This is a genomic window from Armatimonadota bacterium (assembly GCA_037138755.1).
Classification (GTDB): Bacteria; Armatimonadota; Fimbriimonadia; order Fimbriimonadales; family Fimbriimonadaceae; genus Fimbriimonas.
In genome coordinates, this window is record JBAXHT010000001.1 from 744427 (window position 1) to 762441 (window position 18015).

The 18015-nt window shown below is 54.6% G+C and carries 21 protein-coding genes and 1 tRNA gene; 10 read left to right on the forward strand and 12 right to left on the reverse strand.

The genetic code is table 11. The annotated features are described in order from the left end of the window. Nucleotides 1-10: 10 nt before the first annotated feature. Both WCK51_03545 and WCK51_03550 read right to left on the reverse strand, forming a co-directional pair. On the reverse strand, nt 11-829 hold the full coding sequence (locus WCK51_03545; GenBank protein ID MEI7575943.1) for a DNA-processing protein DprA: 819 nt from the start codon (nt 827-829) through the stop codon (nt 11-13). After that, nucleotides 826-1560 carry an MTAP family purine nucleoside phosphorylase gene (locus WCK51_03550; GenBank protein ID MEI7575944.1) on the reverse strand — a complete coding sequence of 245 codons (735 nt, stop codon included), beginning with the start codon at nt 1558-1560 and terminating at the stop codon, nt 826-828. The genes WCK51_03545 and WCK51_03550 overlap by 4 nt, the downstream gene beginning before the upstream one ends. A gap of 27 nt (nt 1561-1587) precedes the next feature. Between WCK51_03550 and WCK51_03555 the strand changes: the two genes are divergently transcribed. From WCK51_03555 to WCK51_03580, 6 genes are all read left to right on the forward strand, one after another. Beyond that, a complete protein-coding gene (locus WCK51_03555) occupies nt 1588-1986 on the forward strand; it encodes a CBS domain-containing protein (GenBank protein ID MEI7575945.1) in 399 nt (132 codons plus the stop codon). Nucleotides 1987-1994: 8 nt separating this feature from the next. Beyond that, nucleotides 1995-2444, forward strand: a complete 450-nt coding sequence (gene bcp / locus WCK51_03560; GenBank protein MEI7575946.1) for a thioredoxin-dependent thiol peroxidase — start codon at nt 1995-1997, stop codon at nt 2442-2444. 10 nt (nt 2445-2454) lie between these two features. Further along, a complete protein-coding gene (panB, locus tag WCK51_03565; protein ID MEI7575947.1) occupies nt 2455-3240 on the forward strand; it encodes a 3-methyl-2-oxobutanoate hydroxymethyltransferase in 786 nt (261 codons plus the stop codon). Continuing rightward, nucleotides 3237-4049, forward strand: a complete 813-nt coding sequence (gene panC / locus WCK51_03570) for a pantoate--beta-alanine ligase (GenBank protein ID MEI7575948.1) — start codon at nt 3237-3239, stop codon at nt 4047-4049. Before panB ends, panC begins: the two co-directional genes overlap by 4 nt. 51 nt (nt 4050-4100) lie before the next feature. Continuing rightward, complete coding sequence (locus tag WCK51_03575) at nt 4101-4517, forward strand: hypothetical protein (protein ID MEI7575949.1); 417 nt, start codon at nt 4101-4103, stop codon at nt 4515-4517. A 19-nt stretch (nt 4518-4536) separates the two neighbouring features. Beyond that, a tRNA-Thr gene (locus WCK51_03580) sits at nt 4537-4611 on the forward strand. A 161-nt stretch (nt 4612-4772) separates the two neighbouring features. On the opposite strand, the gene WCK51_03585 is transcribed toward WCK51_03580, so the two are convergent. Continuing rightward, on the reverse strand, nt 4773-5720 hold the full coding sequence (locus tag WCK51_03585) for an RNA polymerase sigma factor RpoD/SigA (GenBank protein MEI7575950.1): 948 nt from the start codon (nt 5718-5720) through the stop codon (nt 4773-4775). Nucleotides 5721-5758: 38 nt separating this feature from the next. Next, the gene (locus tag WCK51_03590; protein MEI7575951.1) at nt 5759-6517 is read right to left on the reverse strand and encodes a hypothetical protein; all 759 of its coding nucleotides are present in this window, start codon (nt 6515-6517) and stop codon (nt 5759-5761) included. 25 nt (nt 6518-6542) lie between these two features. Between WCK51_03590 and WCK51_03595 the strand changes: the two genes are divergently transcribed. The 3 genes from WCK51_03595 to WCK51_03605 are packed head-to-tail and all read left to right on the forward strand — an operon-like array spanning nt 6543 to nt 9958. Next, entirely contained in the window at nt 6543-7523 is a 981-nt protein-coding gene (locus WCK51_03595; GenBank protein ID MEI7575952.1) for a stage II sporulation protein M, read from the forward strand. 5 nt (nt 7524-7528) lie between these two features. Further along, nucleotides 7529-7879, forward strand: a complete 351-nt coding sequence (locus WCK51_03600; GenBank protein ID MEI7575953.1) for a hypothetical protein — start codon at nt 7529-7531, stop codon at nt 7877-7879. Between the two features lie 51 nt (nt 7880-7930). After that, nucleotides 7931-9958 carry a DPP IV N-terminal domain-containing protein gene (locus tag WCK51_03605; GenBank protein ID MEI7575954.1) on the forward strand — a complete coding sequence of 676 codons (2028 nt, stop codon included), beginning with the start codon at nt 7931-7933 and terminating at the stop codon, nt 9956-9958. On the opposite strand, the gene WCK51_03610 is transcribed toward WCK51_03605, so the two are convergent. Continuing rightward, nucleotides 9936-10415: a hypothetical protein gene (locus WCK51_03610; GenBank protein ID MEI7575955.1), complete on the reverse strand. Its 480-nt coding sequence runs from the start codon at nt 10413-10415 to the stop codon at nt 9936-9938. The two genes, WCK51_03605 and WCK51_03610, sit on opposite strands and share 23 nt — an antisense overlap. A gap of 30 nt (nt 10416-10445) precedes the next feature. Here WCK51_03610 and acpS point away from each other — a divergent pair, with 30 nt between their 5' ends. Further along, complete coding sequence (acpS, locus tag WCK51_03615; GenBank protein ID MEI7575956.1) at nt 10446-10802, forward strand: holo-ACP synthase; 357 nt, start codon at nt 10446-10448, stop codon at nt 10800-10802. On the opposite strand, the gene WCK51_03620 is transcribed toward acpS, so the two are convergent. From WCK51_03620 to WCK51_03650, 7 genes are all read right to left on the reverse strand, one after another. Beyond that, a complete protein-coding gene (locus tag WCK51_03620; GenBank protein MEI7575957.1) occupies nt 10799-11779 on the reverse strand; it encodes a hypothetical protein in 981 nt (326 codons plus the stop codon). The two genes, acpS and WCK51_03620, sit on opposite strands and share 4 nt — an antisense overlap. A gap of 1 nt (nt 11780) precedes the next feature. Then, nucleotides 11781-12287 (reverse strand): hypothetical protein, encoded by a 507-nt coding sequence (locus WCK51_03625; protein ID MEI7575958.1) that lies wholly within the window; start codon nt 12285-12287, stop codon nt 11781-11783. Between the two features lie 327 nt (nt 12288-12614). Next, nucleotides 12615-13790 carry an ABC transporter permease gene (locus WCK51_03630; protein MEI7575959.1) on the reverse strand — a complete coding sequence of 392 codons (1176 nt, stop codon included), beginning with the start codon at nt 13788-13790 and terminating at the stop codon, nt 12615-12617. Further along, complete coding sequence (locus WCK51_03635; GenBank protein ID MEI7575960.1) at nt 13790-14707, reverse strand: ABC transporter ATP-binding protein; 918 nt, start codon at nt 14705-14707, stop codon at nt 13790-13792. The genes WCK51_03630 and WCK51_03635 overlap by 1 nt, the downstream gene beginning before the upstream one ends. Nucleotides 14708-14734: 27 nt before the next feature. Beyond that, nucleotides 14735-15178 (reverse strand): hypothetical protein, encoded by a 444-nt coding sequence (locus tag WCK51_03640; GenBank protein MEI7575961.1) that lies wholly within the window; start codon nt 15176-15178, stop codon nt 14735-14737. A 9-nt stretch (nt 15179-15187) separates the two neighbouring features. After that, nucleotides 15188-17197, reverse strand: a complete 2010-nt coding sequence (locus tag WCK51_03645; protein MEI7575962.1) for a (Fe-S)-binding protein — start codon at nt 17195-17197, stop codon at nt 15188-15190. Nucleotides 17198-17227: 30 nt separating this feature from the next. Next, nucleotides 17228-17974 carry a hypothetical protein gene (locus WCK51_03650; protein MEI7575963.1) on the reverse strand — a complete coding sequence of 249 codons (747 nt, stop codon included), beginning with the start codon at nt 17972-17974 and terminating at the stop codon, nt 17228-17230. Between the last annotated feature and the right edge of the window lie 41 nt (nt 17975-18015).

Consider the following 18015-nt stretch of genomic DNA (forward strand, 5'->3'; position numbering starts at 1 on the left):
AACAACGAGATCACAAAAACCGAACGGTGCGTCCAGCTCTTTGGGCCATCTTCGCCAACTTCTCCATGTTTCCGCCCGGGGAGATCTTGACGAAGTCTAGGCGTTGTGAGAGGCCAGCGACGACTCGGTCGCGGACTTGGTTGTTGATTCCCACAAACGACGCCTCGGGGCGGAAGGGGGAGATGACGAGGTCGGTGGACGGGTCGAACTCGTAGCGCCAGAGGCGGGCCATCCGGAAGGCTTCATTGCGGAGGTCTTCGCCAAGGACTTGGAATAGGCCCCTATCGAGGCACAGGATGCGCGGTGCGCCCCATCGTAACGGAACCACGGCACTGCGCTGGTACTCGGGTTTATCGTGGCCAGTAACGATCACCTCGCCATTGAGGACGCCTGCTTCCGAGAGTCTTTCGATCTCGTCCAACTGATCTCGGGTCGCATTTCGAGACGACAAGACGGAAAATGTGCGGGCCCCAAGTAGCTTTGTGTTGCCGTAGAGGAAGAGCATCGCTGGCGGATCGGGGTCGAATGCCTCGATGAGTTCAGGATAGCCCGCGTCAGTGATGACAGTCCAGCGGACGCCGAGGGTTTCCAGTCGGCGTTCCATAGGCGCAACTTCCTCGAAAAGTTGGACTCGGTGTTCAGCCAGATATGTTGCAGATTTGACGCTTAACTTATACTCTTCGCGATAAGATTCGATACTCAGTGCGAGAAACTCCTCGGCGGAGCGGCTGAGGAGATCATTCCGTGCTAGAACCCGAACCACCGAACGCCCACCAATTCCCGGCGTCATCGCCAGGGCTAGGGTGAACGTTCGGCGAGTCGCACTCATTTCTTCGCAAGATCGACGGCGGTGGCGAGCAGAATCTTGACCGCCTTTTCGCCAGAGCGCTTCATCTCGTCTTCGACTTCTTGATGGTTTGGCTCGATAGGCGAAATCCCTGCCGCGAGATTCGTGACGATGGCGAGGCAGCCGTACTGCACTCCGGACTCTTTCATCGCGATTGCCTCACTCGTCGCAGTCATTCCAACGATGTCCGCACCGAACTGACGAAAAAGCACGATCTCCTGCGGGGTTTCATAGCGGGGACCATTCCCGGCCAAATAGACCGCCTTCGGGTGTACCTCGACCCCAATAGCAAGTCCTTGGTGCATGAATTGATGCCTCACTTCGGGAGAGAACGGATTGTTGAAGCCGGTGTGAACAACGGTGGCGTCATGAATCGTCGTGTTCCGGAATGTGAAGTCAAGAAAGTCTGAACAAGCAATAAATGTCCCGGGTCCCCACTGCTCGTGCAGCGAGCCAACCGCTGCGCTGGCAAGGCAGTACTTCACCCCAAGCTGCCTCAAGGCAGTCGCCATTCCGACGTAATTGACCTTGTGTGGTGGCACCTTGTGACCCGCCGAGTGGCGGCTGAGCAGGAGGATGTCGGCTCCTTCCTGGTGCAAGTGCCGTCCCCGAATCGTTCCGACGGGTGTCGGAATATGAACTGGAGCTCCGCCCAGAGCGATCAAACGCGAGCCAACGCCGGTGCCGCCAATGATCGCCGCATCAAATTTCATAAGGCGATTATGATTCAAACTAAAGCCATGATTCTTCGTGAAGTGCTTCATGCGCACATTCCGACGCTCACTGCCGAGAGCACCGTACGCGATGCAGTGGACAAAATGGATGTGTATCAGTTCCCGGCTCTGGTCGTGGTGGATGTTGACATGAAGCCCCTGGCGGTTCTCACAGAGGGCGATTTGAGCCGTGCAGTGGCGCGTCGGGATAACTTCGTCAGCATGGCCTCCGAGCCAGCCTTTGTGTACGCAACGAAAGAGCCGACGACGGCCGATGTCAACCAGGAGATCTCCGACGCACTCCACAAAATGCTCTCCTCCGGGCTCACTATCCTGCCGGTAACCGACGAAGGAATTCTTGCGGGAGTCGTCTTGCGAGTCGATCTGATGCAAGCGTTGATGATGGACGCAGCGATTGGGACGTAGAACCGAGCATGCTTAAAGTTGGCGATCAGTTTCCTGCGTTTTCATTGCTCAACCAAGATGGAGAGACTGTCACCTCGGATGCCCTCAAAGGGTCGATTTCGGTTGTCTACTTCTATCCCAAAGATGATACGAGCGGCTGCACAATCGAGGCGTGTGAATTCCAGGAGCGCCTCGCGGACTTCCCAGGAAAGAACGTCTTCGGAGTCTCACCAGACCCAGTGAAATCGCATAAGAAGTTTGCGGATAAGTACAGCCTGGCCTTTACATTGTTAGCCGATACTGAGACGGCGCTTTGCCAGGCTTGCGGAGTTTGGGCCGAGAAGTCGATGTATGGGAAGAAGTACATGGGGGTTCTGCGGACGACCTTCATCGTTGGACCAGACGGAGTTGTGACCCACGTTTTCGAGAAGGTGAAGCCGCAAGGCCACGCCGAAGAGATCAAAGCGGCTATCGGCTAAACTTCCTGTAATGTCTCGAAAAGTGACGGCGCCGGGCCTTCGGCAAATGGCGGATTCTGGCGAAAAGATCGTTTGCATCACCGCGTACGACTACACGTCTGCCTTGATCTGCGAGCAAGCTGGAGTGGATGTTGTCCTGGTCGGCGACTCTCTGGGCAATGTCATCCAGGGTCATCCGACCACCGTTCCCGTGACCCTCGAAGAAATGGTGTATCACACCCGTTGCGTCCGGCGAGGCTTGTCATCGCCGTTACTCGTCGCCGACTTACCGTTTGGATCCTACAACGTTTCTGTTGAACAAGCGGTTGCTTCAGCGATCGATCTGATGAAAGCTGGCGCCGATGCGGTGAAGCTTGAGGGTGATTATACGGAGGAAATCAAGGCAATCCGTAAAGCAGGCATTCCGGTGATGGGGCACGTCGGGTTCACACCGCAGTCGATCAACGAATTCGGCGGGCATAAAGTGCAGGGCCGTGGCGACGGTGGAAAAGATGTTTTGGCGGAGGCATTTGCCATCGAGGATGCCGGTGCCTTTGGGATTGTTCTAGAGATGATCCCGACGACGGTTTCGGGGCAGATCACGAAAGAGCTTCAGATTCCGACGATTGGAATCGGGGCCGGATCGTGCTGTGATGGGCAGATTCAGGTGTGGCATGACGTATTTGGACTGAGCAGCCGGAAGCTGAAGCATGCTCGTTGGTTCGCTCAGGGCCAAGACGTCTTCGGCTCGGCACTATCTGAATACATTTCGACAACAAAGTCGGGGGCTTTTCCGACTTCGGAGAATAGTTTTTGACGATTGTACGAACGGTAGCGGAATACTGTGCGCTGAGCCTCACTGACGTCGGCTTCGTTCCTACGATGGGTGCTTTACATGCAGGCCATTGTGAACTCATTAAAGCGACTTCTTCGCACCAAAATCGAGTGGTATCGATTTTCGTCAACCCAACTCAGTTCGGACCCAACGAGGACTTAACCCGCTACCCTAGACCCTTTGAGCGTGATGTCGAGCTGGCTTCTGAGGCTGGTGCTAACGTCATCTTTGCCCCGACGGTTGAGGAGATGTATCCATCGCATCCGACGATGATCCATGTGCCGATTGTGACTGAGCATTTTGAGGGGAGTTCTAGGCCTGGGCATTTCCATGGAGTTGCCACGATTGTTGCCAAGCTATTCGGGATTGTCCAACCAACAACTGCATACTTTGGACAAAAAGATCTGCAACAGTGCGCAGTCATTACCAAGATGGTGAAAGACCTAAACTTGCCTGTTCAGATTCAAATCGAACCAACTATTCGAGAAGCAGATGGTCTTGCGATGTCGAGTCGCAACGTCTACTTGACGCCAGAACAGCGAAGCAAAGCCCCGCAAATCTACCGGCAACTTTGCGTGGCTAGCGATGCAATTTGGCTTGGAGCCAACATTCACCAAGTGTTGGAGGACTCAATTCAAGCCCTAAACGCTGGAGGTTTTGAAGTCGACTATTTTGCTCTTATCGAAAGGAACGGCTTCGCTCCGACTCATTCACTTAACTCCAATCTTGCGCTCATCACAGCGGCAAAACTCGGCACTACCCGGCTCATCGATAACGTCTTACTTGACTAAGGTAAACTCCTTCCTCTTTTGCAGTAGCTGCAAATAGATCGGAAATTATTGATGAGCAAGAATGTTCAAGAGGTCAAGAATAGCCTCAAGTTTAAGGCAGACGAGAAGGAAGGTCTTCTCACTGTTCGGTTTGGTGTTAAGAAGTTTGTGATCCCTCACAAAGCTCGGATGATGAGCGACGGGAAGTTCATGTTCCTCTCGTTTGGTGCCTCGTCAGAACTGTACGAAGTAGATGGAAAAGGCCTCAAAGCGATGGACAAGGCCGCTGACGGTTCCGCCGCCTACGAAGCACTTAAACCATCGACCCGCAAGAAGCGCGGAGCAAAGAAGGGTAAATCAGCCGTCGAATTGCCCGCTGCGCTTGCCGAGGCCTTGAAGAATCTCCCCGCCGGGTACCGCTTGGGTGTGTCACCGGACGGAACCCCAAAGCTGGTCAAAACCAGAACCCGTCGCAAGAAAGGCGAGTAACTCGCCATAATATAGGTACGCCCTAGTAGCTCAGCGGTAGAGCAATGCTTTTGTAAAGCGGAGGTCGCGGGTTCGATTCCTGTCTGGGGCTCCAGCCTAAGTTCTTAAAGGTAGAACTTGGGCTTTTTGTTTACGTGCGCGTGATTCCAAATTCATTCGCTAAAAACAGGTTTGCGGAAGCCTGCTATTGGCTTCACGGCGGGCTCCCCATTGCTCCACCAACTTCTGCTCGTCACCCGCCAGAGTGACTCTTCGCTACAGAAGTTCTCTGAGCCTTCGCTGCTGCGCAATTATCCTGAGCTTACGGATGGCCTGGACCTCGATTTGGCGGACCCGGTCCCTGGTCAGGTTCAGGGCTTGGGCGATTTCCTCCGGTTGGACTTCGACGCCGTCGCCACGGAGACGGAATTCCATGACTTGTTGTTCGCGCTCACTGAGCTCAGAGACAACGTTTCTTAGTTCAGACAAAATCGACTCGCGCATGGCCCGATCCTCGGGGTTATCGCTGGTTTCGTCTTTGATCATTCCGCCCAGGGTGCTACCGCCGTCCCCAATAGGCAGATCAAGGGAGAGCATTTCCTGGCCAGCGCTCAGATTCTGTTGGAGCTTAGTCACCGGGATTCCGATCAGCTCAGAAAGCTCCTGCATTGACGGCTCATGCCCCGTTTCGCGTAGAAATTTGGCGCGTTCTTTCTCTACCCGGCGGATGGTTTGAGAGACGTGGGCGGGGAGGCGAATGGCTTTTGACTTGTTATCAATGGCTCGACCGATGGATTGCCGGATCCAGTGAGTTGCGTAGGTCGAGAACCGGAATCCCCGTTCGGGGTCGAACCGTTCCGTGGCTTGCATCAGCCCGATGGCACCCTCTTGGATGAGGTCTTCCATAGGGATGTGGCGGCACTTGTAGCCTTTGGCGATGTTGATCACCAGGCGCATATTGGATTCGATGAGGCGGCGGCGGGCGGTTTGGTCGCCGTTCTGGATGGCCCGGGTTAGCGCAATCTCGCTTTCTGCGCTAAGAAGGGGTTCTTGCGTCAGGCGATTGAGGTAGCTGGGGATACCTTCTTCTTCGTGCACGGTTACCGGGTTAGTCTGCATCGACGGATTGCGTTGGATCGAGAAAAGACGACGAACGCGACCTAGTTTTGACTTAGGCGCACAAACCATCTCGCAAGTTCCATGCCATGCGATTGGCGAGCGCACTTCTTATTCAAGTTGACGCACTTTTGGGCGGATTAGTTTCAACGATTCCGTGATGATAGTGCATGAAATTCGATGGCGCGAAGTAGCCCAGAATCTGTTCGCTCAACGACGAGCCAGACAAACGCCTTGCTCGTTAGTTTTGCCATATCTCCCTGGGAGGATTTATCGAGAACGATACGGGTTTCTTGATCCCCGTTCTTGACGGTCAGGACTCGTTTTTCGGGTTCAAACTCCTGGAGTTCGCCGACTATCGTTCCTTGGTCGTCGTTCTTAGGGGGCTCGGTTTTGAGGGGGGTGTCGCTAAGGGTTGCGATGCTTGTGTCGAGGGTGCTGGTGGTTCGCCCTTTGATGAAGACAGCCATGCCGGTTTTGAGGTCAGCTGTTTTTCCGGGGTTTCCGCCGATGATGATGGCGGCCTTTTCGGTGAGCCGATATTTGTAGCGGCTCCCGTCGGCGAACTCGACAAAGATGCCGTCTTTGTCTCCGCCTTTCAGCGTTCCGAGCATGATGCCTTTGCGGATGAAACTGAGCCAGCGGGCGCTTTCGGAGTCGGAGACTTCGCGGAGGAAGGTTCCTTTTTCGTTGGTTCTCACGTTGACCGTTACATCGTCGCCGGGGTTGAACTTGAAGGCGTCGACTTGGGAGCGACGTCGCCAGAAGTGAGTTTTGGGCTCGATCTTTGCCTGTAACTCGGTGCCGTTGGCCTGAAAAGTCATCAATCCGCCTTCGACCCGAAGAACCTTTGCGGAGTAGATTTCGGCAGGGCAGGCGGCAGCACAGGCAAGCGCGACCAGCACCGCTCTATAATGAGAGCAAGGGCGCATGAACGAAGAGACTTTGGTGAACCGTCGCATTGCCGATTGGAAGCGGCTCGAAGCTCTTTGCGTGAAGGCCGACGTCCGGGTCGCGAACCTCAACGAGAACGAACTGTTCGAGTTGGTTCGATTATATCGGAAAGCCTCAACGGACTTATCGGTCATTCGGACTCGAAGTCAGAACGTCCCGCTAGCTAACTATCTGAACAACCTTGTCGGACGGGCTCATGCGCTGATTTATCGGGCGCCTAAGAAGCCGTTTTTCCGCGCCGTCGAGTTGTTTGTTCTGAACGTCGTGTTGACGTTTCGAAGGAATAAAGCCTTCTTTTGGGCATCGTTTCTGCTCGCATTTGGCAGTGCCCTTTTCGCCTACGGCATGATAGCTTACGACCACGACAATCTCAGCGTCTTTGCGGGTGGAATGGAAGGAAATTTCAAGGATTGGACCGATGGCAAGCATGAGGGCCGAAACTTGGACGAGAGTATTGCCGCCAGCTTCTTCTATGCTTCCAATAACCCGACGGTTTCGATCATCGCGGGAGCGATTGGGGCCGCCACGATGGGGCTTGGCTCGATCGGGATGATGATCCAGAACGGAGCCTTGATTGGAGCATTGTCTTACGAGATGAATGCGGTTGGAAAGCTCTATTTCTTGCTCTCTTCAATTGCGCCACATGGCGTACCCGAGATTTCCGGGATCATCTTTTCGGGCGCAGGAGGTTTGCGGTTGGGTTGGGCGATTTTGGTGCCGGGTCTTCTCTCCCGTGGCGAGTCTTTGCGGCGAGCTTCCAAGGATGCGGTGATGATGATCGTAACCGGCGTCGTTCTCTGCTTTATCGCGGCTCCAATCGAAGGGTTCTTTAGCTTTAACCCCAATATTCCGCAATGGCTGAAGACCGCGGTTGCGGTCGCCGAGATTTGTATGTGGGTCGCGTTCTGGAGTCTTTACGGCAAGGAAGTCGACCCGAATGACCCCCTCACGGAGTAGCCCCCATGCCGCACATTATTCTTGAAACCACCAGCGACGTCGTTGAGAACCAGGATGTCGTTGACATTCTTGAGGCACTGGTAGCCCGGCTGGCCGGGTTTGAGAGCATCAGTCCGGCTTCGATCAAGGGCTATCATTCGCTGCGGCACACTTGGGTGATGGGCGAAGGCGGTCCGCACGGATTTGTGCATTGCGAAGTCGCGATACTGTCGGGGCGACCGGAAGAGCTCGTTCAGGAGATCACGGACGGGATGTACGCCGCGCTTCTCGAGGGATTTTCCCGGTCGAAGGAGTCAGGCGAAGCGGGAATAACGCTTGAGCTGAGACAGATGGAAAAGGCGACCTACAGGAAGTAGGCGAACGAGCTCATCTTGCGGCTCTTGTCGACGATGGGGTAGCGTCGCTTCGTGCCGTTCTTTGCGCCTCTATTGTTCACTCCTGCTCAGTCAGACCTCCCGAAGCATCCGCGATATGCGGCGTACGTGAAGGCTCGCCAGGAGATTCCGAACCTCGACGCGAAGTCCAACCCAGCTTCCGCGACTGGGTTTTCGGCGGATTCAAAGTTTGTTCTACTGAGCAACGGAAAACGCATCGAAATCGCGACGGGCACACTTTCGGAGGCTCCAAAGGAATCGGCGGCGGACCCAGGTCTAGTGCGGCGCGGACAAGGTGGGCCCGGACGAGGACGACAGTTCACGACGGCAGTAAGCCCGGATGGCAAGTTGACCGCCCGTTACGCCAACTCCAACATCATCCTGGAGAACGCAGAGGGGAAGATCGAAATCACCAAAGACGGCTCGGCTCAGGCGAGGATCAAACATGGCACGGCGAGTTGGGTGTATGGAGAAGAGCTGAATCAGAACCAAGCGATGTGGTGGTCCGGAGACTCAAAGACCCTGGTCTACTACCGCTTCGACGAGTCGAAAGTGCTCGACTATTTCCTGACGACAAAGCAGAATGGAGTTCAAAACGAGCTCTACACGGAGGCGTATCCGAAAGCCGGAACCCCAAATCCAACCGTTCAGCTCTGGACTTACGATGTCACTACGCAGCGCTCTCAGCAGATCGACACGACGTTTCCGTCGACCGACTCGGACATTGCCCACTACGTCTACAACGTGCGCTTCGCCCCCGACGGTCAGACGTTGCTGTTCAATCGAACCAACCGCAAACAGAATGTGATGGAGCTCTGCGCCACCGATCTAGTTAGTCGCAAATCTAGCGTCGTGGTCCAGGAATCGTATCCGTCCGGCTGGGTCGATAACAGTCCTCGTATGATGTGGCTCAAGGATGGCAAGAGCTTTTTGTGGATGACCGAGCGGAACGGCTTCAATAACTTCTGGTTAGGATCGCTTGATAAAGGGCTGATCGCGAAGGTGACCGACCTGAGGTCGGATTGTGAGAGCATTGTCAAGCTCGACGAAGATAAGAAAACTCTTTGGTACACCGCGCACGACGGAGACAATCCGTATCTGATCCAGCTTCACCGGGTCGGCTTGAACGGAAAGGGGGATATCCGCTTAACTGACCTCGCAACAAGTCACAACCCAATCATCTCGCCCGACGGAACGATGTTTATCGACCGGGCCTCGAAGTTCGGATTGCCGCAGTTTTCGGTTTTGAGAGATGCAAATGGCAAAACGAGAATGGGACTAACCAAGGGGGATCTCTCGGTCTACGAGGACTCAGGGTACCGACCAGCCGAGCGTTTCTCGGTGATGGGTTCAGACGGGGTCACGCCGGTTTATGGCTATCTGTGCAAGCCACGGGACTTTGATGCCTCAAAAAAGTATCCGATGCTCTTGAGAGTTTATGGAGGTCCTGAATCAGGTTCGAGGCAGGAAGCGTTCCGGGGTGCCGACCCAGTTTGCGAGCTCGGCTTCATTACAGCATGGATTGACGCAAAGGGAACCTCGGGGCGAGGGCGTGACTTTGCCCAGTCGGTTTACAAAAAACTCGGAGTCGTGGAAGTCGACGACACTGCGGCGGCGGTAACAAACCTCTGCAAAGCGAACCCCTGGATTGATCCAACCCGCGTTGGGCTTGAAGGGACGTCGTACGGGGGCTACTTCTCGGCAATCGCCCTAGTGCGTCATCCCGAGGTGTTCGCGGCGGCGTGTGCCAGTAGCTCGGTCACGAGCTGGCTCCACTACGATACGATCTACACGGAGCGATACATGGACACTCCGCAGAACAATCCGGAAGGGTACAAGGCGGGCTCGGCAATGGAGTACGTAAAGGATCTGACCGGAAAGCTTTGCCTGTTCTATGGCACAGCCGATGACAACGTTCACCCTTCAAACACCCACCAACTGATCGCCGCTTTGGATCGAGCAAACAAGCCTTACCGGCTCTATGTTGGGGTCGACCAGGGCCACGCAGGACTTCGCCAGGATCGGATGCTCGAGTTCTTTATCGAGGCGTTAACGCCTTGATGCGGTCCATCAGTTGCTGAGGATCGTACGGGGTTGGCTTGCCCTGGAGTTGGAAGACGACAAGGGCAAGCAGAAGCAGATTGAGGATCAGGGATGCCAGGGCAACCTGGTTGCCTTTTCGGTAAGCCACGACGGCGAAGAGAACCCCAGCGATTCCGGCGACGACATGGAAGCCCATCGGCAGGCAACAGAGTACAAGCGAGCCCGCAAGGCAGACCCATGACGCGCGAAGTTCAAGGCGACCGGTACTGACCGACTGAGGTGTGTAAGCCTGAAACGTCTGGTTCTCTGCCCAGATCAGGCCGTCGATGGTGCTTGCAGCAATGCGCATACTGCTGCTTTCTGGTTGAAGCAGGGTGGTTGGTACGATCCGGCCCTCGGCGATCCATTGGTTGATCACGTTCAAGTCTGCGGGGCCGTACTGTTGGCCATCGGGAGCGTGGATGAAATAGCGCAAGCCTGAATAGTTTACGCTCATAATGAACCTGTGGTTGTTGGAGTCGGGATCGATCTGGTGGACATTTCGCGGATTGCCCACGCGATGCGTAACCCGCGGTTTGTGCCCAAAATCCTGACGGAAAGGGAAGAGGCGTATTGCAAAAACGCCCAACAGGTCGCCGGGCGTTGGGCGGCGAAGGAAGCGGTTATCAAGGCGGTAGGGATCCCCCTGCTGATGCGGGACATTGAGATTCTAAATGACCCGCTGGGGCAGCCACATGTGGTCATTCGGGATTTGCGTTTTGACTCGGCGCGCTTGCGAATTTATGTTTCACTGACCCACGAAAAGACCCACGCGGCGGGCGTCGCGGTGGTCGAGCGGATCGTTCTTCAGGTTCCGTTTTAGAGGGTGTAATACCGTCCCGGCGAAGTCTCGACCTCGACCGAAACGTTAAGCAGACTATAAACTGCAATCCTAACACTTAAACGATTCTTGAAACGGTCTCGTAGTTCTGGCGCAAGCCGTTTTGAGGATTGATCCATCACCGTAAGAACATCTTTGTACAGCGGATGACGTTGATCAATATCCTCGGTATATTTCTCTTTCTCCTTACAGGCCCTTTCCATATCAGCAATCGACATTCGATTGAGAACTTTGAACTTTAGGGCCATGCGAGCCGAAAAGTAGTCAACGGCGTCGTCTATCCCGTAGAATGCTCTGCTGCGAACGAGATTTTCTCGCAACTTTGTAGCGTCAACCTCGAATCGGTACTCGTCATCCAACTCGGTAAATTTTAGACCTCCGGACAAGGCAACCGCGCGCAGCAATGCAACCTCATTAACGCTACCGACTGATACGAAGTATTCGTGGCTCTCGACAAAGAATGGGAAGGTGATTTTCTTCGTAAATCCAAATTTTTCTAAGTCTCTGAGCCTGAACTTACCCGTCAAATTGAGAGTTTTCATTCCAGGAAGTCGGCTGTAACTTGTTGTCAGCTGCTCCCCTAGCGGGATAATCATGATCGTTCCGAGGTAGTCGTGGTACCCAAGAATCTTCGGAACAAAGACGTCGATCCCTTTATTTGGCAGCGGAACCGTGCCTGGCGAAGGAGTTTGAGAGCCGGAAGTCACCGCGTCGTTGTAGAGCTCCCAAAGTGGATTGGAGATTCCTCCAAACTTACCCTCTTTGTCCAACAATGGGGTTGGCCCCACTCCCGTGATGACGTCAATCTGCGCAACGTAACCTCCTCGCTCCGACCGCTCCGCGCGGTACTTCAGAAATTCAGGAACAGTACCGCCACCGAAAGGAAGCCTCTTTGTGAAGTGAAGAGTCTGTGAGGGAGACGCTTGAAAGGCGAGGACTAGGAATGGAACCAACAACATTTTAGTTGTGCACCACCGTTACTACCAGCGTTTTTTCCTGCGTCGTGTCTTTTATGGGGTCCAGAACTGCATCGGTTGCTAGGTACTCCACATCAAAGCCTGACCCTGAGTACGAAGATGGGACGAAGATGTCTACCCATCCGTACCCATAGTTTGCCGAGTTAAACGAGAGGCCCGTGTTAACCGTTGCAGTTACCCCTGAGATGTTTGTGCCGACCACAAAGACGTTGTTCACATCAAGGTGGTTACACTGGTCTGCTTGGAGGTAAAAGTACGGGGCTGAACTTTGCTGATACAAGAAAGTATCAAGGTCGCTCGAAGTCACAAGGAAATTGCCAGTGGCACTCTGCCCCGATGCCTTTGTGATTGTCAATGTCGTCGGAGCGGAAACAGTCCATGCGGGTGCCTTATCGTACGGTGCGGGCAGAGCTTGCCGTTGTGAAAACGCGGCGGCAGCGAGGATGACGGTAAGTCCAAGAACGGCGATTCGGGTTAGATTTTTCATCATTTTCTCCATGACCCAGATCGTTGTGACCCAGTGTAGGAAACTATTCTCAAATTTCAACAACTTTTGCAGAAACTTAACAAATATTCTTTTCTATGGTAAAAGAACCATGTAGGAATACTAGGGGAAGCGACACCAGGAAGCGCCATTCGGAGACCGATTACCTAGTCTTTTCTAACGACAGGGAGGTCTTTTTCCCGTTTAGCTCGTCTTTCGGGGCCGGATCCACCGGCGGCACAATCAGCCGAGGAGGTGCCCGTATCGTCGCTCCCCTCTCGAGCGGCACCGTACGCGAGTGTCGAGCGGATTATGTTGCAGGTTCCGTTTTAACTACTCGGCGTCCCAACGAAATCTTGTCAATCCAATCGCGGCAAAGCCCAAAGTGAATAGCAAGAGCACGCCAAAGAATGGGAGTACCGCGGACAGCTCTTGACCCCGCCATGTCATTGCATCCATCCCATCAACCGCCCATCGCACCGGGATGCACTTGGAAATGCTTTGAACCCAATCTGGGAACATGGAAGCAGGAAACCAAGCTCCTCCGAGCATCGTCATCACGAGCACGACTAGAGTGGATAAGCCTCGGCTCTGAGCTTCGGTCCTCCCAAGGGCCGAAACGAAGAGGCCGAACGAGGCGGTCATCAACGCTGAACCAAATAGCATAACCGCAAGTCCGATCACGCTACCCGTGATCTTGAAATGGAATATCATGATTCCACCGATCAACACCACGCAAAGTACAAACAGGGCCTTGATGGTTGAGCTAAAGATTCTGCCCAACAGGAACCAGCGTGGGGATATTGGAGCCGCAGTCAAGCGTTTGAGGAGCCCCTTTTGGCGGTCCCGCATCAGGAGCATCGCGGATTCAATCGCACCAAATAGAATCCCCTGGATTGCCATACCGCCGAAAACGTGCGCAATTGTGGCGTTCCGGTCATCTGTGGCATCTTGCTTCTTTTCCTCAGAAAGGTCGTCAGTCTTAGTCGTATAAGGACTGTTCTCCTTTTGATCCATGGCGAACGCCTTTCCGTATTTGTTCTCGACGATCACCCCCATGATCCCGCCCATCAGTTCGCCCTTGGCGATGCCAGATTCAAGGTTTTTTGTGGGATCGGCGATGAACTTCAGTTCTGGCTTTTCTGCTGTGCTGTTTCCAAAAGCATTGGCGGCACCCGCGACGAAGCCAGACGGAATGATAACAGCAAGCGGTGCCTTGCCCGCCTTAACTTGATCCTTCGCTTCCTGTTCGGAAACCTCTTTGATCGTCAGGCTTTCGGCTTTGCTCCATCGATTCAGAAGGGGCGCAACTTCGGCCCTGTTCTTCGCCGCTACAAGCACTGTAATCTTCGTGCCTGGCTTTCCGCCGGAGGCTGCTTGTGAACCGAAGATCACCGCCATGAAACATGCGATTCCCAGCGGAACCAAGAGGCTGATCAGGACCGCCCGACGATCCATGAAGTATTGCAGGAGGTCTTTTCGAACAACCGCGAGAATGACTTTGAACATTAGTCCCTCAGCCCCTTTCCAGTCAGATGGAGGAAAACATCCTCAAGTGATGATTCATCGCTCCGAATCGCTTTGAGACTTGCCTTTCCGGATAACTGCGAGGTGATCCACGCGACATCGTTCTCGAGGTTTGTGACTTGCACAGTGACGACAGACTCCTCAACCTTTAAGTTTGGATACTTGAGCATCAGAGATGCCATGAGATCTCCCGGTGGAGGCTCGGCAAACGTGAGGGCGAGCAGATTGAGGTCGGGCAACAGATTCGAGATTTCAGCTTTGGTTCCGCCCGCGATGAGCTTGCCCCCATCCATAATCGCTATCCGAGAGCACAGCCTTTCCACCTCTTCCATGTAGTGGGACGTGTAGAGGATGGTCATGCCGTCCCGGTTGAGAACTTCCAAAGTATCGAAGATTTGATTTCGGCTCTGGGGGTCAACTCCGACGGTAGGTTCATCGAGTACGAGCAACTTCGGCTCGTGCAACAAGGCGACAGCGATATTGAGGCGTCGCTTCATTCCTCCCGAAAAGTGCTCAACTCGTTCGGTTGCCCGGTCTTCTAATCCAACCTGTCTCAGAACCTTGGAGCACCGCTCCGAGACGTTACTTAGTCCGTAAAGGCTTCCAAAGAACTGTAGATTGGCATTGGCCGATAAGTCTTCGTACAAGGCGATTTCTTGGGGGACGAAACCTATTTTGGACTTCTGGCTAAAGGCGACGGGGCTCATTACTTCGCCCTCCAGTTGGAGCTCACCGGAGTCGGCGGCGAGGGTACCTACAATCATGGAGATCGTCGTGGTTTTTCCCGCACCGTTCGGTCCCAGTAGACCAAAGAACTCTCCTCGTTGCACTTCGAATGACACGTCGCTCACTGCTTTGCGAGCACCAAATGACTTCGACACCGAATTCAGACTTAGCATTCGACACAAGGATACGCTTGTTGCGCCTTAATGGCTACGGGTTAGGACCATTCGATGACTAACTTCCCACTCTTTGCCGTTTGGCTTGAGCCATTTCTCGCTGGTTAGGTCGCCGTTTGGGGCGAGGGTCCAGCGGCGGCGGAACTGGCCGATGAAGTTTTCAGTGATCTGGGGGCGTTCGATCTCGAACCAGTTAGACCTTCCAGCTTGAAACTCACGCCAGTTCTTGAGCTGGAACACGAACTTCTCGCTGAGGTTTCGTTCGACCCACTGAGTCCCGTCTTCGCTCACCTCGATGGCGTCGACCGCCCACTGGTACTTCGGGGGAGCGTAGCGGTATTTGGTATCGTAGACTCCGTCGCCGAACCGGACTTGGATAGGCATCTCCAGGTCCTTGTTTTGGAACAGGTCATGGAAGAACATAGTTCCAACGTAGGTTCCTTGAAGGCGAGCGAAGCCGGGGTCGATCATGATCTTTGTCTACGTTACCGGGGTTTTGGAGTTTGCCGCCTGTAGCATTTCCGCCAAATCAACCAGGTTGATCTCCTCATCCGTAACCTGCTTGACGCTGGCGTCAAGCATGATCTTACAGAAGGGGCAACCCAGGGCGACGGTTTTGGCGCCAGTGGCGAGGAGCTGCTCGACACGGGCGTTGGAAGGTCGCTCTGTGAGCGGCTCTTCCATCCACATTCGACCGCCTCCAGCTCCACAGCAGCGGGTCTTCTGTGAGTGAAACTCGGGGTTAACCATGCCTTCAACCAAGGCGCGGGGAGCTTCGGACTCATCGTTCACCCGGCCCAAGTAACACGGATCGTGCATCACGACCGAGCCTTTTTCGGGCTTAGCGGCGAGCAACTTGCCCTTCGAAACCAGGCTCTGAAGCAGCTGCGTGTGATGGAATACTTCGATCTTGGCGTCGAAGTCGCCGTACTCGTTCTTCAGTGAGTTGAAGCAGTGGGGGCAGGCGGTGACGATCTTTTTGACGCCGTACCGCTCGAACGCGGAGACGTTTTCCATCGCCTTTTCTTGGAAAAGGAATTCTTCGCCCAGGCGGCGAGCTGGGTCGCCAGTGCAAGCCTCCTCATTGCCAAGACAAGCAAAGCTAACTCCTGCTTTCTTCAAAAGGTCCGCAACGGCTTTGGTCGTCTTGATGGCTCCTGCATCGGTAGCTCCTGCGCAACCGACCCAGAAAAGGTATTCGAACTCGGAAGTTGTTCGGGCAAGCGGGATATCGAAGCCCTGCATCCATTCCTCGCGGTTTCCGCTAGTTCCCCAGGCATTTCCCGTAGAGGCAGTTTGACGCAAAACCAGTGCCGCCGAGCCGCTGAGACCGCCTTCGGAGACGATGTTTCGGCGAGCGTCGACGATGATGTCGACATGGCGAATGAGAACCGGGCAGGCTTCGACACAGGCGTTGCACGTGGTGCATTGCCACAATGCTTCGGGATCGAGAGAAGGGACGACTTCAGCTCCACTTGCCATCGCACCGCGGAGGTCTTGGACGATCTGTTTGGGATTGAGAATCTTGCCGACGGCATTCGCGGGGCAGACTTCGGTACAGCGTCCGCACTCCATACAGGCATCGAGGGACATCAGGTGCCAGCGCGAATAATCCCTCGCGTACTTCACCCCGATCTGCTCAGTCTGCTCTACTTCTTCCATTGGAATTGTTCGGAGCTTGCCCATGTGGGTATCCGGGGAGCCCGCCGCGCTGAAAATGGCGAGGACAATGTGGCGGAGCTTAAGCCGTGGAATGAGGACGAAGAAAGCGAAGACGCAGAGCGCGTGGAACCACCAGAGGGCCTTGTAAGCGAGGACGTTGCCCTTCAGCGATGCAAGCGGCTTCGCCAGGGCAAACCCAACCCAGGAAACGGAATCCCAACCTTGCTGAGATTGTGGGTTGATGGCAATTCTGGCGGCTTCGAGCAAGTAGCCGTTGACGGTGATCAACAGCAGGAGCCAGAGGACCTGCATGTCCACGTTGTCTTTCGAAATCGGCTCTTTCGTCGTCCCTCGTCGAACAACTGCCCACACTAGCCCGAATAGGAGGAGAAGCCCCAGGGTGTCGAAGATCACCTCATAAGCAAGGTAGTAAGAACCCTGGTGAAACTTGATTGGTGAGTAGGTGTTGATGCCGAGCAGGGTGGTCGCGACAAAGAGCGCCAGGAACCCATAGAACATCATCAGGTGCATTGGCGCACCCGTCTTCGGGCGGCTGCTGCGGACCTTCTTTTGTAGAAGTATATAGGTCCAAACCTTACCAAACCAACGTTCTAGACCCACCCGAGTAGGCATCCAATACTGCTTGCCTTGGCGAACTTCTCCAGTCGGACGGCCGCTCATCCAAAGCTGGATTCGGGCCCAAATCTGCCAGCCCATGTAGCCAATCGAGGCGATTGCACAGACGTAGAAAAGGAGCTTCTCAGGGAGACTAAACTGCCAATACTCTTCTCGGGTTGCTCTCATGCGGGTCGCGCCTTTGCGATCCATGATGAGCTAAAGGCTCACCAAAATCAAAGGCTATTCTACCGGGGACTGGCGATTTCTTAGTTCGGCTGCGATTTGCGCTACGGTTCCGATCCGCAAGTTCTTTCGCTCACGGTTGAGCGATTCCAGCATCATGCGGTGTATCAGAATCCGGGTGTTGTCACCCTCGAACAGCGGTCCGAACGGAATGATGAGCCAGTTAGGCTCCTCGACAGCCAATAGCGAGCGAAAGTCAGGATCGGGGTACGACGTCAGTGGCCTAGACGTGAGATGCTGGGAGGGCGTCAGCGGTCCATTGATACCTCGCACCGAGGTCACCACGTTATCGAACTCTCGTTCGATGATCGGTGAGAAGTTGGCCTTATCGCCGTATAGAGTCGCCCCCGGATGGTACAGGCTCTTCGGACTCACCCCAAACACCTCGCGACAGAAACGCTTGGCTGAGCGGACTTCGTCGCCAAAGGCTCCCTGGGTCCAAGAGGGGAGGAACCCGGTCGGCTGAGCGCTCATAAACGGCGCCAACGCGACTTCGTGTTCGGTCGTGCGAATCGTCTCCCACCGGCGAACATCGTCGAGCATCGTCAGTGGATCAATGAAAAAGGTCGCTGGCATCCCAAGCTGCCTGAGCAATGGAAGTGCCAAGTCTGCGTGGTCGGGAAGTCCGCCAACATAGGCGATACTGACGGCCAAGAACGCGCCGTTCGACCATGGAGCATTCGTCTCACCTAGAAGCAATTTTGGCTTGATTCCGTCCAAGGTAAATCCATCGCCTGGCTCCATAGTCCCTCCGTTTGTCAACCGCATGATACAGCCAAAACATA

Bases quoted from the DNA above. Each gene is read 5' to 3' on its own strand.
- WCK51_03545 (MEI7575943.1), bottom strand. From the start codon at position 829: ATGAGTGCGACTCGCCGAACGTTCACCCTAGCCCTGGCGATGACGCCG.
- WCK51_03550 (MEI7575944.1), bottom strand. From the start codon at position 1,560: ATGAAATTTGATGCGGCGATCATTGGCGGCACCGGCGTTGGCTCGCGT.
- WCK51_03555 (MEI7575945.1), top strand. From the start codon at position 1,588: ATGATTCTTCGTGAAGTGCTTCATGCGCACATTCCGACGCTCACTGCC.
- bcp (MEI7575946.1), top strand. From the start codon at position 1,995: ATGCTTAAAGTTGGCGATCAGTTTCCTGCGTTTTCATTGCTCAACCAA.
- panB (MEI7575947.1), top strand. From the start codon at position 2,455: ATGTCTCGAAAAGTGACGGCGCCGGGCCTTCGGCAAATGGCGGATTCT.
- WCK51_03575 (MEI7575949.1), top strand. From the start codon at position 4,101: ATGAGCAAGAATGTTCAAGAGGTCAAGAATAGCCTCAAGTTTAAGGCA.
- WCK51_03595 (MEI7575952.1), top strand. From the start codon at position 6,543: ATGAACGAAGAGACTTTGGTGAACCGTCGCATTGCCGATTGGAAGCGG.
- WCK51_03600 (MEI7575953.1), top strand. From the start codon at position 7,529: ATGCCGCACATTATTCTTGAAACCACCAGCGACGTCGTTGAGAACCAG.
- WCK51_03620 (MEI7575957.1), bottom strand. From the start codon at position 11,779: ATGTTGTTGGTTCCATTCCTAGTCCTCGCCTTTCAAGCGTCTCCCTCA.
- WCK51_03625 (MEI7575958.1), bottom strand. From the start codon at position 12,287: ATGATGAAAAATCTAACCCGAATCGCCGTTCTTGGACTTACCGTCATC.
- WCK51_03630 (MEI7575959.1), bottom strand. From the start codon at position 13,790: ATGTTCAAAGTCATTCTCGCGGTTGTTCGAAAAGACCTCCTGCAATAC.
- WCK51_03635 (MEI7575960.1), bottom strand. From the start codon at position 14,707: ATGCTAAGTCTGAATTCGGTGTCGAAGTCATTTGGTGCTCGCAAAGCA.
- WCK51_03640 (MEI7575961.1), bottom strand. From the start codon at position 15,178: ATGATCGACCCCGGCTTCGCTCGCCTTCAAGGAACCTACGTTGGAACT.
- WCK51_03645 (MEI7575962.1), bottom strand. From the start codon at position 17,197: ATGGATCGCAAAGGCGCGACCCGCATGAGAGCAACCCGAGAAGAGTAT.
- WCK51_03650 (MEI7575963.1), bottom strand. From the start codon at position 17,974: ATGGAGCCAGGCGATGGATTTACCTTGGACGGAATCAAGCCAAAATTG.